11 protein-coding genes are annotated in these 15,154 nt (G+C 69.3%); 9 read left to right on the top strand and 2 right to left on the bottom strand.

Annotation, left to right across the window (positions count from 1 at the left end):
- Positions 1–9 precede the first annotated feature (9 nt).
- From MYSTI_RS29480 to MYSTI_RS29445, 8 genes are all read left to right on the top strand, one after another.
- Positions 10–1,506, top strand: a complete 1,497-nt coding sequence (locus tag MYSTI_RS29480) for a hypothetical protein (RefSeq protein ID WP_015351471.1) — start codon at positions 10–12, stop codon at positions 1,504–1,506.
- Complete coding sequence (locus MYSTI_RS29475) at positions 1,497–3,941, top strand: alpha-amylase family glycosyl hydrolase (RefSeq protein WP_015351470.1); 2,445 nt, start codon at positions 1,497–1,499, stop codon at positions 3,939–3,941. Before MYSTI_RS29480 ends, MYSTI_RS29475 begins: the two co-directional genes overlap by 10 nt.
- Positions 3,938–4,984 (top strand): uroporphyrinogen decarboxylase, encoded by a 1,047-nt coding sequence (hemE, locus tag MYSTI_RS29470; RefSeq protein ID WP_015351469.1) that lies wholly within the window; start codon positions 3,938–3,940, stop codon positions 4,982–4,984. The genes MYSTI_RS29475 and hemE overlap by 4 nt, the downstream gene beginning before the upstream one ends.
- Before the next feature lie 303 nt (positions 4,985–5,287).
- Positions 5,288–6,733, top strand: coding sequence for a hypothetical protein (locus MYSTI_RS29465; protein WP_233277997.1), 1,446 nt, complete (start codon positions 5,288–5,290; stop codon positions 6,731–6,733).
- Between the two features lie 195 nt (positions 6,734–6,928).
- Complete coding sequence (fadI, locus tag MYSTI_RS29460) at positions 6,929–8,230, top strand: acetyl-CoA C-acyltransferase FadI (RefSeq protein ID WP_015351467.1); 1,302 nt, start codon at positions 6,929–6,931, stop codon at positions 8,228–8,230.
- Complete coding sequence (gene fadJ / locus MYSTI_RS29455) at positions 8,230–10,458, top strand: fatty acid oxidation complex subunit alpha FadJ (RefSeq protein WP_015351466.1); 2,229 nt, start codon at positions 8,230–8,232, stop codon at positions 10,456–10,458. The genes fadI and fadJ overlap by 1 nt, the downstream gene beginning before the upstream one ends.
- Positions 10,459–10,542: 84 nt before the next feature.
- Positions 10,543–11,676: a mannosyltransferase family protein gene (locus MYSTI_RS29450; protein WP_015351465.1), complete on the top strand. Its 1,134-nt coding sequence runs from the start codon at positions 10,543–10,545 to the stop codon at positions 11,674–11,676.
- Entirely contained in the window at positions 11,673–12,341 is a 669-nt protein-coding gene (locus MYSTI_RS29445; protein ID WP_015351464.1) for a class I SAM-dependent methyltransferase, read from the top strand. The genes MYSTI_RS29450 and MYSTI_RS29445 overlap by 4 nt, the downstream gene beginning before the upstream one ends.
- On the opposite strand, the gene MYSTI_RS29440 is transcribed toward MYSTI_RS29445, so the two are convergent.
- Positions 12,314–13,162, bottom strand: a complete 849-nt coding sequence (locus MYSTI_RS29440; protein WP_015351463.1) for a ChbG/HpnK family deacetylase — start codon at positions 13,160–13,162, stop codon at positions 12,314–12,316. The genes MYSTI_RS29445 and MYSTI_RS29440 overlap by 28 nt on opposite strands.
- A 7-nt stretch (positions 13,163–13,169) precedes the next feature.
- The gene (locus MYSTI_RS29435) at positions 13,170–13,964 is read right to left on the bottom strand and encodes a glycosyltransferase family 2 protein (protein ID WP_015351462.1); all 795 of its coding nucleotides are present in this window, start codon (positions 13,962–13,964) and stop codon (positions 13,170–13,172) included.
- 132 nt (positions 13,965–14,096) lie between these two features.
- Here MYSTI_RS29435 and MYSTI_RS29430 point away from each other — a divergent pair, with 132 nt between their 5' ends.
- Complete coding sequence (locus MYSTI_RS29430) at positions 14,097–15,044, top strand: diguanylate cyclase (RefSeq protein ID WP_015351461.1); 948 nt, start codon at positions 14,097–14,099, stop codon at positions 15,042–15,044.
- Positions 15,045–15,154 lie beyond the last annotated feature (110 nt).

The raw sequence follows: 15,154 nt of genomic DNA, 5'->3' as shown, positions 1-15,154 counted from the left end.
GGCCCGCCCATGCGAGTCCTGACCGCGCGCCTCGGCGCCTTCCTGTTGTTGCTCTTTCCGCTCGTCACCCAGGCTGACGCCACGAGGGACCGCTTCGGCGCCGCGGGTTACTTCCGCATCATGACCCGGCCGGATTTCTCCGGCGGCTCGGGGCAGCTCGGGTACTACTGGCTGTACGGGCGCCTGCTCAACGAGAGCCCCTATGGCGAGCTCAACCTCCGGCTGGACGTGCTGCAGTCCACGCCCGGGACGGACGAGGTCTGGGCGGAGGTCCACACCCGTTTCTCGGGCACGTCGTTCCGCTCAGCGGACCCCGGCAATGGCTCGTTCCTCAACTTCCGCGCGGACTATCTCTTCGTGCGCGCGGGGAACATCCTGCTGGACCGCGTGACGTGGCAATTGGGCACGCTCGAGGACCGCTGGAATGACTTGCACCTCTACGACCAGCGCCCCGCGACGCTGCTCTGGGACACGGTGGGCCTGTCCGGCACCTACCAGGGCGACCGCTACGACGTGCTGCTGGCGGTGGGCGACAGCGGCTACACGCTGCGGCCCCAGAAGTACAACACGGTGCTCACGGGCGCGGCCTCCTTCCGCTACCGCCTGATTCCCGGCCATCTCGAAGTGGGCGTGCGCGGACAGGTCGGCTACGAGTCGAAGGTGCGTGGCAATCGCAACGCGCTCTACAAGTCCGACGGCATCGTCTACGAAGACTACGTGCGGCGCGAGGTGGTGCGCCGCTACTTCGAGGCCAACCCGGGGTTGGAGGACCTGGTGCGGGACCTGGAGCCTCGCGACGCGCTGTCGTACCGGGCCATTGGCTACCTGGGCTTCGGCGACCTGGGGCCGCTCGTCTGGGACAACCTGTATGTCACCTTCGAGCGCAAGCACCCGGAGCTGTCGTACACGGAGAACTACCGGAGCCGGGATTGGACCGTGTACATCGCGGACCAGACGGACGAGCGGTATGAGCTGTCGTTCGGCAACGAGGCGTACTTCAAGCTCATCCCCGAGAAGCTGGAGGCCCTCTGGGGCGTCTGGGTGGGGTACGCCTTCAACGAGGACAACCTCATCAAGCCCGGAGACGACGACCGGCTCATCGCGTCCACGGTGGTGCGCCTCCAGTACTTCCTCACCGAGCGTGTCCACCTCCTCGTGGAGACGAGCATCGCTCGCGAGAAGAGCACCAACGGCAACCTGTACCGCAACCACGTGGACTCGGTGTTCACCAGCACGGGGGGCTTCCCCGACGCGCGCGGCCTTGAGTTCGGCGACAGCGACACGCGCGACACCTGGCAGGGCAAGGTGGGTGTTGTCCTCAATCCAACGGGCCGAGGCATCTACGCGCGCCCCAGCCTGCGGCTGCTGTATGGCGTGCAGTACTCGTCTCAGCACGCGGCCTTCGGCAACTCCTTCGTGGATAGCCTGGACCAGTACAACCAGTACGTCGGCCCTGAGCGCCACTGGCACTCGGTGGTCGCCATCGAGGCTGAAGGATGGTTCTGAGACAGCGATGGGCCCTCGCGGGGTTCCTGGTGCTGATGGTGGCGGGGTGCCTCAAGCGGCAGGGGCCTCCGGTGCTCGCGCCCGAGGGGACGGTGGTGGCGGTGGCCTACATCCGCGACGACGCGCGGCGAGGCGCCGTGTCCCAGGTCCCCGAGGGTGTCCGGCAGCGCGTGGTGGAGGCCCTGGGCAAGCGCAACCTCCAGGTCCGTGAGCTGCCCTATGCGGAGTACGCGGCCGAGTTCGCGAAGGTGACGGACACGCAGCGCCGCTTCGCGATGCTCAAGGCCCAGGCGCCGGAGGCTCCGCTGCTCCTGCTGGTGGAGACGCGGGTGTCGTTCTTCGGCCAGGTGGGCGGGCGCTTCTCCTGGGACGTGTATGTGAAGACGACGGCGAATCGCGCCACGTCCACGCTGGAGCCCACCAGCGAGATGAATGACTACGGCGCCGCGCTCCAGTTCGACCAGCAGCGCGAGGACGACGCGCAGCTCGAGGTGGCCAAGCAGATTTCGGGACAGGCCGCGGCGCTGTTCGACTCGTTCCTCGCGTCGCCCATGCTGGTGCCGGCGACCGATGGGGGACCCGGGTTGGCGCCCGGTCTGGATGCTCCCGCGGGCGAGGGCATCGAGCCGGGCAAGAGCACTCCCACGGAGCCGCCGCCTCCCTCCACTCCCGCGCCCAAGCCCTATCTGGGGCAGTGGAGTCCTCCTCCGGGCGACGCCATCTACTTCGTGATGGTGGACCGCTTCGCCAACGGCAATCCGGGCAACGACGGCGCGGTGGATGCGAAGGACCCGCAGGCCTTTCATGGTGGAGACCTGCAAGGGGTCATCGACCGGCTGGATGGCTTGAAGGCCCTGGGTGTCCGCACGGTGTGGCTCTCGCCCGTGTTCCAGATGCGCACCGAGAAGTTCTACGGCTACGGCGCCTTCCACGGGTACTGGGTGGAGGACCTGGGCCGCGTGGAGCCTCGGTTCGGGGATGAGGCGCTGCTGGCCCGATTATCGGAGGAGCTCCGGCGCCGGGACATGCGGCTCGTGCTGGACGTCGTGCTCAATCACGTCGGGCCACAGACGCGGCTCACGCGCGAGAAGCCCGAGTGGTTCCATGGCCTGGGGCCCATCGCGAACTGGGAGGACTCGCGCCAGTTGGTGATGCACGACGTGCACGGCCTGCCGGACCTCGCGGTGGAGAAGGAGGAGGTCTACGCGCACCTGCTCGCGCAGTCGCTCAGGTGGGTGGACGCGGTGAAGCCCGCGGGCTTCCGGCTGGATGCCGTCAAGCACCTGCCCTTGGACTTCTGGGCTCGCTACAACGACGACGTGCGAGCGCATGCGGGGAAGGACTTCCTGCTCCTCGGAGAGCTGCTGGATGGAGACCCGGTGCTGCTCTCGCGGGTGATGAAGGAGGGGCGCTTCGGCGCGATGTTCGACTTCCCGCTGACGTTCGCGCTGGTGGACGTCTTCTGCCGGGGCCGCTCGCCGTCGCACCTGGGGGCCACGCTCTTCAACGACAGGCTGCACCCCTCGCCCGACGCGCTGGTGACGATGCTGGACAACCACGACCTGCCGCGCGTCATGAGCGAGTGTGGTGGAGACGTGGAGAAGGTGCGTCAGGCGCTCGCCGTGCAGCTCACCGCGCGCGGCGTCCCGGCGCTCACGTATGGAATCGAAGAGGGGCTCAGCGGCGCGAAGGAGCCGGAGAACCGGGGCGACATGCGCTTCACGCCGAGCCATCCGCTGCGCACGTGGATTGGTCGGCTGCTGGAGCTGCGGCGGGGCAGCGGGGCCCTCCAGCGTGGCGAGACCTGGGTGCTCGCCGCGCGGGAGGACCTCTTCGCCTACGCGCGGGTGACGCCGGACGAAGCGGTGGTGATTGGCATCAACTCGGGGGACTCGCCCCAGGACGTGGACCTGCCGGAGGCGCTGGCCGGCTCTCGCGCCTTCGAGCTGATGACGGGCGCGGTCGTCCCCCCGGCGCGGATTCCGAGCCGCCTGGTGTTTCCCGCCCATCACGTCACGTTGACGCAGCTGGAAGCGGAAGTGGCGGGGGGCTACGCGGCGCTCGTGAAGCAGGCGCGCACGCGGTGGCGAGGGGAGGGTGAGCGACGCACCGTGGTCCTGGAGACGGACGATGCGTCCCTGCGCGTGGTGGGGGGAGGGCCGGAGCTGGGAGGGTGGAAGCCCGAGCGCTCGCTTCGCCCACGAGAGGGCGCCATCACGCTCTCGCTGCCCGTGGGGGGCGTCTTCGAGTACAAGCTCGTCCGGGACACGGGCCCAGGGACGTTCTCCTGGGAGGGCGGCGCCAACCGCCTCCTCCATGTCCCCGAGGGCACCGAGCCCCTGCGCCAGAAGGTGGCGTGGGAGCAGCGCCCCTTGGCCGTCAGCACCATCTTTCAGCCGCCCCTCTCCGGGGCCATGACCGAGAGCCCGAAGTGAACGACCGACTCCTCCGCGCCGCACGCCGCCAGCCCACGGACACCACGCCGGTGTGGCTGATGCGCCAGGCTGGCCGCTACCTGCCCGAGTACCGGGCCATTCGCGGCAACATCGCGTTCCTGGACCTGTGCAAGCACCCGGACCTGGCGGCCGAGGTGACGGTGCAGCCAGTCACTCGGCTGGGCGTGGACGCGGCCATCATCTTCTCCGACATCCTCATCCCCGTGGAGGCGATGGGCATCACCTTGGAGCTGGGGGACAAGGGCCCGCACTTCCCGGAGCCGGTTCGCACGGCGGCGGACATCGACAAGCTGGCCATCCCGGACCCGGTGGAGGGCACGGGCTTCGTCGCGGAGGCCATCCGCCGCACGCGCAAGGCGCTCAATGACTCGGTGCCCGTCATCGGCTTCGCGGGCGCGCCCTTCACGCTGGCCGCGTACATGGTGGAGGGCGGCGGCTCCAAGAGCTACATCCTCATCAAGCGCCTGATGTTCGAGCAGCCCGCGCTGGCGCACCGCCTCTTCTCCAAGCTCACCGACACGCTCATCCCGTACCTCAAGATGCAGGTGGCCGCGGGCGCGAGCATCGTCCAGATCTTCGACTCGTGGGGCGGCGAGCTGTCGCCGTGGGACTACGAGCGCTTCTGCATCCCCTACCTCACGCGCATGGTGTCGGAGCTGAAGGCCACGGGCGTGCCCGTCATCGTCTTCGGCGTGGGCATGTCCACGCACCTGTCCTTGCTCAAGCGCACCGGCGCGGACGTGGTGGGGCTGGATTGGACCCTGCCCATGGACGAGGGCCGGCGCGTGCTGGGCCCGGACGTGGCGGTGCAGGGCAATCTGGACCCGCTGCACCTGTTCCTCCCGCGCGAGGAGCTGGATGGGCGCATCAAGGACATCATCCAGCGCGCGGGCCCGGTGGGGCACATCTTCAACCTGGGCCACGGCATCCTCCCGCCCACGGACCCCGACGCCGCGAAGTTCGCCGTGGAGGCGGTGCACCGTCACGGCGCCGCGCTTCGTCAGGGAACGCTGACACCGTAGCAACCGCGTACCACTTCGCGCGCGCGTAACCTCCCACGCCACAGCACGGCTCGCTTGTGGCGTGGAAGGTCGCAGCGGACAGGACTCACGCGGCGCGCCAATCCAAGTGATTGGCGGGGTTGGCCTTCGGGCACAGCGGTTGCTCAGTGGTCAACACGCAGCCACACCAATCACTCACCACGATGCGGACCACTTCGACCCGGGACGGTGCGGCTGAACCCGCAATCCCTCGAGGAGTCCATGCATCGTCAACAGCCACGTCTCCGAAGCATTCTTGTCTCGGCCCTCAGTCTGTTGTCCCTGGTGTCGGTCGCCTGGGGCGGTGCCGCACAAGCGCAGACCTTCACGTCGGGCGTCGCGGATGGCTTCGCGCTGCCCACCGAGCCGGTGTCTCCCAGCGCCGGCATGCTCGCGTACATCGCCGCGAACTACGGCTTCCCGGGCTCGCGTGCGCACGATGACGTGAGCGCGGACCGGTGGTTCGCGACCACCTTCACCAACCTGCGGCGCAACGGCCCCATCTGTGGCGCCACGCTGCGGATGACGGTGCGCAACCTGGGCAGCAACGACTCCATGGGCTTCATGTTCAACGGCCCCGGCGGCACGCCGCTGGCCGCGGGCTGGGGCGCCTCGCTGGCGAGCCTGGGGGTCGCCTACAACACCACGGGCACCATCCTGCTCAACCTGGCCGCGCTCCCCGGTGGCGGAAACCTGCTGCCCACGCTCAACGCGCAGGGCTTCGTGGATGTCTTCGTCCAGGACGACTCCGGCGTGGACGTCGCCACGCTCGTCATCACCCAGTGCCGCGTGGACGTGTACTCGAAGGACAACGTCAACGACTTCGGCAACACGCCGACGGTGGACCCCATCTGGGTCAGCCCCGACATTCGCGTCTGCCAGAACGCGGGCTGCGTGGGCCACCAGAACCCCGAGTTCGGCCAGACGAACTATGTCTACGTGACGTTGCGCAACAACGGGCCGCTCGCGCCGGTGGGCAACGTGGCCAATGGCACGCTGCACGTCTACTACACGGGCTCCGGTGGCGCGGCCATCTGGCCCAATGACTGGGCCCTCATCGGCACCGTCACCGGCGTCAGCCTGGCCGCGGGCGCGGTGCAGGAGTTCATGGTGCCGTGGAACTCCGTGCCGGCTCCGGGCCACTACTGCCTGCTGACGCGCTGGGTCTCCCCGACGCAGGACCCGATGACGCTCACCGAGGTGGTGGGCTCCAACACGCTCAACAACACGCGCTGGAACAACAACCTCGCGTGGAAGAACATCAACGTCGTCAACCTGAACCCGCTGACGCCCGTGCGCGAGTTCGACTTCCGCCTGCGCAACCTGCTGCGCGACGCCCACGGCCTGGCGCGCCTGGAGGTCCGCATCCCGTCCAGCACCAGCGCGTCCTTCCTGGAGCGCGGCCAGCTCTTCCTCACGCTGCCTCCGGAGCTGTGGGACCGCTGGCAGCGCCAGGGCGCGGGCTTCGAGGTGACGGGCGAGCGCACCGTGCGCATCGTCAACCCGAACGGCGCCGTGCTCGACGGGCTGACGATGGACCCGGGCGGCGAGCACCACGTCACCGTGCGCTTCGCCGCGCAGGCCACCGCCGCGACGCAGGGCACGTTCCAGGTGGATGTGGTGCAGCACTCGGCCAGCGAGGAGAACCGCGAGAAGGTCGAGGAGGCGGGTGGTGTTCGCTTCGACATCACCGTCGGTCCGCAGTCGGACACGAGCACCCCCCGGAAGTAGCGAGCAGCGTTCCGTCGCGTGAGTGACGGGACTCGGGGCGGCGGGCGAGCCATGACGTCCGCCTCCCCGAACTCGTCAAGGCGTGCCCCGAGGCAAATGCTCGCCGATTGACTTTTGAATCAATGGAGGGTTGACGCGCCGCATCAGTGCTCACTAGAAAAGCCTCACTCGTCGTCTCAGGAGGGTGAGGCACACATGGCAAGCGAGAAGCGCAGCGGCCCCCGAAGGGTGGCCATCGTCCGCGGCCTGCGGACCCCGTTCGTGAAGGCGGGGACCGTCTTCTCCGGGCTCACCGCGTTGGACCTGGGACGCATGGTGGTCCAGGAGTTGGTGCAGCGCGCGGACCTGGACCCGGCGGTCATCGACCAGGTGGTCTTCGGCCAGGTGATTCCCACGCTGACGGGGCCGTCCATCGCGCGCGAGGTGGTCATCGCCGCGGGGCTGCCCATGCGCATCGAGGCCGCGACGGTGACGCGCGCCTGCGCCACGTCCATCCAGGCGCTGACGACGGCGGCCAACTCCATCGCGGTGGGCGAGGTGGACGTGGCCATCGCCGGTGGCACCGAGGCGATGTCGGACCCGCCGGTGTTCACCAGTCGTCCCCTGGCGCACGCGCTGGCGGCGGCCTCGAAGGGGCGCACGCTGACGGAGAAGCTCAAGCCCTTCCAGCGGCTCAAGGCCCAGGACCTGGTGCCGGTGCCGCCCGCCATCGCCGAGTACTCCACGGGCCTGTCGATGGGCGAGAGCGCGGAGAAGATGGCGAAGGAGAACGGCATCTCCCGCGAGGAGCAGGACCGCATCGCGCTGGCGTCGCACCGCAACGCGGCGGCGGCGTGGAAGGACGGCCGCTTCGATGACGAGGTGATGCACGTCTCCGTCCCGCCGAAGTACGAGCAGACGGCCACGCGCGACAACATCGTCCGTGAGGACTCCAGCCTGGAGGCGCTGGGCAAGCTCAAGCCGGTGTTCGACCGGAAGTACGGCACCGTCACGGCGGGCAACGCGTCGCCCCTCACCGACGGCGCCGCGGCGCTGCTGCTGATGAGCGAGGAGCGCGCGCGGGCCTTGGGGTACGAGCCCTTGGGCTACCTGCGCTCGCACGCGTACGCGGCCACGGACCCGGGGGACCAGTTGCTCCAAGGGCCGGTGTATGCGGTGCCCACGGCGCTCAAGCGCGCGGGGCTGAAGCTGGCGGACATCGACCTCGTCGAGATGCACGAGGCGTTCGCGGCGCAGGTGGCGAGCAACCTCCAGGCGCTCGCGTCCAAGTCCTTCGCGAAGAAGGCGGGCTGGAGCGAGCCGGTGGGCGAGGTGGACCGCGAGCGGCTGAACGTGACGGGCGGCTCCATCGCCATCGGCCATCCCTTCGGAGCGACGGGGGCGCGCATCGTCACGCAGGCCCTCAACGAGCTGAAGCGTCGGAACAAGAACACGGTGATGTGCACCGTCTGCGCCGCCGGCGGTCTGGGCGCCGTGGTGGTCCTGGAGCGTGCGTGATGGCCATCAAGCTTGAAGAGCTCGAGGCGAAGCAGGGCTTCTCCCTCCAGGTGGAGGACGGGGTCGCCGTCATCACCTTCGACCTGCCGGACTCGGCCGTCAACACGCTGTCGCCGGACGTGGGCACGGCCTTCACGCGCATCCTGGAGGAGGTGGAGCGCGAGCCCTCCGTGAAGGCCGTCGTCTTCATCTCCGGCAAGAAGGACAGCTTCGTGGCGGGGGCGAAGCTGGACCTCCTGCAGTCGCTCAAGACGGCGGAGGAGGCCACGGCCATCAGCCTGCAAGGCCAGGCGAGCTTCGACCGCATGGAGGCGTTCCCCAAGCCCATCCTCGCGGCCATCCATGGCGCGTGCCTGGGCGGTGGACTGGAGTGGGCGCTGGCCTGCCACTACCGCATCGCCACGGACAGCCCCAAGACGACGCTGGGCCTGCCGGAGGTGCAGCTGGGCCTGCTTCCGGGCGCGGGAGGAACGCAGCGGCTGCCCGCGCTCATCGGCGCGCAGACGGCGCTGGACCTCATCCTCACGGGCAAGAGCGTCAAGCCGTCCAAGGCGCGCAAGCTGGGCATCGTCGACGAGGTGGTGCCCACGCCCATCCTCCGCGCCGTGGCGCTCCAGCGCGCGAGGGAGCTGGCGGAGGGCTCGCTCAAGCCGGAGCGGACCCGAGGACAGGGGCTCACCGCGGGCGGGCCGAAGGGCCTGGCGGGCTTCTTCCAGGGGCTGGCGAACAAGGAGCTGTGGGCGGAGGTGGCGCTGGAGGACAACCCGCTGGGCCGCAAGCTCCTCTTCGACCAGGCGCGCAATCAGCTCCTGAAGAAGACGCGCGGCAAGTACCCCGCGCCGGAGAAGGCGCTCCAGGTGATTCGCGTGGGGCTGGAGTCCGGGCGCAAGGCGGGCCTGGAGGCCGAGGCGCGCGCGTTCGGCGAGCTGGTGATGTCGGACGTGTCCAAGCGCCTGGTGGAGATCTTCTTCGCGACGACGGCGCTGAAGAAGGAGAACGGCACGGCCGACGCGAGCGTGAAGCCGCGCGAGGTGAAGAAGGTGGGCGTGCTGGGCGGCGGGCTGATGGGCGGCGGCATCGCCTACGTGGCCGGCGTGCTCCAGGGCGCGCAGGTGCGGGTGAAGGACAAGGACGATGCGGGCGCGGGCCGCGCGCTCAAGCAGGTGCAGGGCATCCTGGAGGAGCGGGTGAAGCGCCGCTCGCTCACCTGGCGCGAGGCCGCCGCGAAGCAGGCGCACATCACCGCGGGCACGGACTACAGTGGCTTCAAGTCCGCGGACCTGGTCATCGAGGCGGTGTTCGAGGACCTGAAGCTCAAGCACCGCATCCTCGCGGAGGTGGAGGCCGTCACCCGGCCCGACGCCATCTTCGCGTCCAACACCTCCAGCATCCCGATTACGGAACTGGCCAAGGGCAGCCAGCGGCCCGCGCAGGTCATCGGCATGCATTACTTCAGCCCCGTCAACAAGATGCCGCTGTTGGAGGTCATCACCCATGCGGGCACCGCGGACTGGGTGACGGCCACGTGCGTGGACGTGGGGCGCAGGCAGGGCAAGACGGTCATCGTCGTGAACGACGGGCCGGGCTTCTACACCTCGCGCATCCTCGCGCCGTACCTGAACGAGGCCGCGTACCTGCTGGGCGAGGGCGCCGACATCGCCGCGCTGGACAAGGCGCTGGTGGAGTTCGGCTTCCCCGTGGGGCCCATGACGCTGCTCGACGAGGTGGGCATCGACGTGGCCCACAAGGTCGGGCCGCTCATGGAGGCGGCCTTCGGCAAGCGCATGGCGGCGCCCAAGGCGCTGGACGCCGTGGTGGCCGAGGGGCGTCTGGGCCGCAAGAGCCAGAAGGGCTTCTACCTCTACGAGAACGGCAAGAAGCGGGAGGTGGACCCGTCCGTCTACGTGCTGCTGCCGCACGGCAAGGAGCGCAAGCGCTTCGATGCGGCGGAGATGGCGGAGCGGCTGGTGCTCCAGATGGTGAACGAGGCCATCCGCTGCCTGGGAGAAGGCATCCTGCGCAGCGCGCGCGACGGTGACGTGGGCGCCATCTTCGGCCTGGGCTTCCCCCCGTTCCTGGGCGGCCCGTTCCACTACGCCGACAGCGTGGGCGCCGCCGAGCTGTTGCGGAAGCTGGAGCACTACCAGGACAAGCTGGGTGAGCGCTTCACGCCCGCTCCGCTGCTGGAGGAGCACGTGAAGGCGGGCAAGACGTTCTACCCCCGCTGAGTCGAAAGACACCGGGGTGGGAGTCTCTCTTTCCCGCCCCGGTGCTTGACCGGAGTGGTGTTCCGGGGCCAGCCTGCGCCGCGAATGGCTCGCTCCGCGTCCCGCACCATCACTCTCGTCGTGGTCGTCGCCGTCGTGCTCTGCGGCATCCTCGCGGGCATTGGCGCCCGGCGCATCTTCCACAAGAACCCGCAGAACCCCATCGTCCGCATCGACGAGTACGTCACCATGGGCTGGGTGGCGTGGGATTCCAGCTGGTACATGCGCATCGTGCAGGAGGGCTACCAGTACACGCCGGGCGAGCAGAGCTCGGTGGCGTTCTTCCCGCTCTATCCGATGCTCATCCGCGCCGTGGAGACCTTGGGGCCCAATGTCTATCAAGCCGGCGTGCTCATCACGCTCCTCTGCGGGCCGCTGGCGCTCATCCTGTTCACGAAATGGGCGAAGGTGCTGTCCGACGAGGACACCGCGCTCAAGGCTGGGCTGTTGATGGCCACGTACCCCTTCGCGATGTACCTCTACGGCGCGATGTACTCGGATGCGCTGTTCATCCTGCTGGTGATTGCCGCGTTCCTGCTGCTGGAGAAAGGGCATCTGGCCCCGGCCGTGCTGGTGGCGGCGGTGGCCACGGCCGCGCGTCCGGTGGCGCCCGCGGTGGTGCTGGGGCTCCTGGTGCGGCGGCTGGAGTGGAAGCACGCGCGGGGCGAGAAGTGGAACGCGATGGACTTCCTGCCCGTGCTCTCCGGGCTGGGCTTCGGCTGCTACATGCTCTACCTGTGGCACCAGTTCGGGGACCCGTTCGCCTTCGTGAAGGTGCAGGGCGCGCCGGGGTGGGACCAGCAGCCGGGCTGGCACACGTGGCTCAAGGCGCGGTGGTTCGACCGCGTGGTGGTGAACCCGTCGAACACGCGCGAGGCCGTCCGCCTGGTGATTCACGCGTTCTTCACCTTCCTGGCGCTGGCGCTCGTGTGGCCCACGCGCAAGCGGCTGGGGTGGGGCTATGCCGTCTTCGTGCTGGCCATCGTCGGGCTGCCCGCGTGGTCCACGAAGGACTTCATGGGCATGGGGCGCTACCTGCTGTCCTCGTTCCCCGTCTTCCTCACCGCGGCGCTGATGTTGAAGGAGCGTCCCAAGCTGCTTCGCGGCGTGGTGGCGTTCGGCGCGGCGTCGGTGCTCTTCCTGTCCTGGGCCTTCGGCTCGGACCACTACATCTCATGACCACGCTCCTGGAGCAGGCCCTGGCGCTGTACTCGGGACTCCCCGCGGCGGAGCGCTTCCACGTCCATGCACGGGCGTCCTCGGCGCCGCTGCTCTCCGTCGTGGAGCGGATGCCCGGTGGCACCGTGGCGGATATCGGCTGTGGCCATGGCCTGCTCGCAGCGCTCCTGTCGCTGGCGGACCCCGCGCGCACGGTGCACGCCGTGGACCCGGACCCTCGCAAGGTGGAGTGGGCGCGCAGGTCCCTGGGCGCGCTGGCCCAGGTGAAGCTCGCGGAGGGGACGGTGGAGGACGCGCTCGCGCCCCGACTCCCGGGGGCCTGTGACGCGGCCGTGGTGTGTGACGTGCTCTACCTGCTGCCCGAGGCGAAGTGGCCCGGCTTCCTGCGCACGGTGCATGGGCTGCTCAAGCCCGGCGGGTGCTTCCTGCTGAAGGAAGTGGAGGGCGATGGCTCCTGGAAGCACCGCAAGGCGCTGGCGCAGGAGTGGGTGATGGTGTCGCTGTTGGGGCGGACGAAGGCCAGCGGCGGCATGGTGCTCAAGCCTCGCGCGGAGATGAGGGCCCTGCTGTCGGAGGCGGGCTTCTCGGTGCGCGAGGTGGTGGACCTGGGGCGCGGCTACACCACGCCCCATGTGCTCTACGTGGCGGAGGCGAGCGTCGCGTAGGAGTGCAGCTGGACGCCGCGCTCCCGCAGCCGGGCCTTCACGCGAGGACTGGTGAGCGCGTCCAATTCCGCCTGCCAGCCATAGGTCCAGGCCGGGTCCTCGGGGACGTGCGGCGTGCCTTCACCCGGGTGGCAGCCCAGCTCGAAGTCTCCGGAGGGCAGGGCGTCCAGGGCGGACAGGAGCGCTGCCTCGTCGAGCTTCCCCGCCTCGAACACGCCGCCCGCGCTCACGCGCCGCACGCCGTGGGGCGCTCGCGGCGCGGTGCGTGCGAGCACCGTGAGAATCGTCGTCTTCAGCGCGGGGCCGGGAGTTCGCAGCCAGCCCACGCGGGGCAGGGCGTCCGGCCAGCGCAAGGGCAGCCGCTCGCGCGCGGCCATCGACTCCACCAGCGGCCGGATGCCCGGCAACAGGTGCAGGTGCTGGTGGCCATCCAGGTGGTCCACCTCCACGCCCAGGGCTCGCGCGTGCTGAAGCTGGGCGTCGAGTTCTCGTGCCACTTCCTCGCGCCGCACCTGGCCTGTCAGCCAGGCCTTCGCGAAGTCCGCCCAGCTTCCGCGCAGCCTTCCGTCCGGCGCCACCGTGGGGACGGTGTGCGCGGGAGCCGCGGGAGCAAGCCGGGTGGACAGCGCGAGGTGCAGCCCCACCGCGAGCCCTTGCGCCCGCGCGAGGGACGCGGCCTCGCGGGCCGTGGGGCCCATGGCGAGCAGCGTGGCGCTGGTGACGATTCCCTCGCGGTGGGCCCTGAGGATGCCCGCGTCGAGCGACGCGTGCAGCCCCAGGTCATCCGCGTTCACCACGAGGCGCGTGGGGCGTGAAGCCACGGTGTGCTCAGCCCCGAGCCGCCCGGCCCGCCGGAGCCACCGCGTGCAGCGGCTGCACCGACGGGGGCAGGCGCACCGGCTGCGCGGGCGCCGCCGGCGTGCGCGTCTCCGGGTACAGCCGCACCAGCTCCTTCACCATCTTCACGATGACGGAGGGCGAGGCCAGCGTGGAGACGCCGCGGGTGCGCGGGAAATAGTCCACGCCCATCTGGAACACGCGGAAGCCCTTGCGGATGGCCTTCACCACCAGCTCCGCGTCGATGAACGAGCCCTGGCTCTTGAGCTCCATGGACTCGAGCACGCGGCGGTGCATCACCTTGAAGCTGAAGTTGATGTCCTTGATCTGCACATCGAAGAGCGCGCGGATGATGAGGTTGTAGACGAACGAGTAGACGATTCGCTTGGAGCCCTCGCTCGTGCGGTCGAACCGGAAGGCGCAAATCATGTCGCCCTCCAGGTACTCCAGCAGGTGCAGCGCGCGCTCCAGCTCCCGCAGGTCCCACGGCAGGTCGATGTCCGAGTAGACGATGATGTCCTTCGTCGACGCGGAGAGCCCCGTGCGCATGGCCCCGCCCAGCTTCAGATTCACCGGATGGGTGATGACACGCAGCTGGGGAATCCGCCGCGCCATGGCCTCCGCGAGCTCCTGCGTGCGGTCCGTGGAGGCGTCGTTGACGACGATGATTTCGAAGTCGTCGGTGAGCTGGGGCAGTACCTCCAACGCTCGGCTCACTGCGCGCTCGACGTAGTCTTCCTCGTTCCACGCAGGCAGGAAGAGGCTGATGCTGGGGTACTTGGCCACGAGGACCTCGATGCTCGAAAAAAGGCTGGCTGGCCCGGCTCGCTAGCAAGGCCCGAGTCCTAAATCAATCACAGCCCTCCCACTCGGTAGCACCCCTGTGCTACCGTAGAATTACCATTTTACGGGGATACTGTGAGCTCGACGCCCTATACCCTGCTGGTGGTGGACGAAGCGGAGTCGGCGATGGTCCGGCTGACCCAGGCCCTGGGCACGGAGGGCTACCTCCTGCGCCACGTGGCCCCTGGCCCCGAGGTGCGCCGGAGGGCCCCCGAAGTGGACCTGGTGTTGTGGTCCGTGGGGCCTCACGCCGTGCTGACCCGGGATTGGCTCGACAACCTGCTGGGTCCGGAAGGGGGCAGGCGGCCGGTGCTGGTGGTGCTGGCCCCCCGCGAGGCCAAGGCTGTCTGGCTGGATGCCTTGGCCCAGGAAGCCGAGGTCGTCTTTGACCCATGGGATGCGGAAGAACTGCGGGCCCGGGTGGCTCGGAGCCTGAAATCGAGGGCCCGTCTGGAGCAGCTGGCCCGGGAGGTGGGGGAGCTCCAGCGGCTGTCCTCGACGGACGGGCTGACGGGGGTGCACAACCACCGGTATTTCCAGGAGCGCCTGCGCGAGGAGTTCCGCCGGGCGCAGCGGTACGACGACCCGCTGGCGCTCATCCTCCTGGACCTGGACCACTTCAAGCAGGTGAATGACCGGCACGGCCACACCACGGGGGACGGGGTGCTGCGCGAGGTGGCCGCCACCCTCCAGCGCAGCGTGCGGGAGACGGACCTGGTGGCGCGCTACGGAGGGGAAGAGTTCGCCGTCCTCCTGCCGCGCACCCAGCTGCCAGGGGCCCTCACCGTGGCCGAGCGCGTGCGCCGGGACCTGGGCGCCCTGCGAGTGGGCCCGGAGGGCGTCCTGAGCGTGACGGCCTCCCTGGGCGTCTCCAGCTTCCCGCACCGCAGCGTGCTCAGCCCCGAGCAGCTCCTGCTCACCGCCGACGAGGCCCTCTACCGGGCCAAGGCCGACGGGAGAGACCGCATCTGCCTCCACTCCCAGCTGCCCCTGCTCCCGACTGTCTCCTTGCCCAACGATTGACCTGGGTCAAAGACCCGGGTCTGATTTGACCCGTAACTATGGGGAGAGTCTAAGATGACCCCCGACTCCTGATTGTCGGGGAGTCGAATCATCTCGTGATTCCATGGGTT

Origin of the sequence: Myxococcus stipitatus DSM 14675 (genome assembly GCF_000331735.1) — a bacterium.
Taxonomy (GTDB): Bacteria; Myxococcota; Myxococcia; order Myxococcales; family Myxococcaceae; genus Myxococcus; species Myxococcus stipitatus.
Note: the sequence above shows the minus strand (reverse complement) of the source record. Positions and strands in the feature narration are given on the sequence as shown.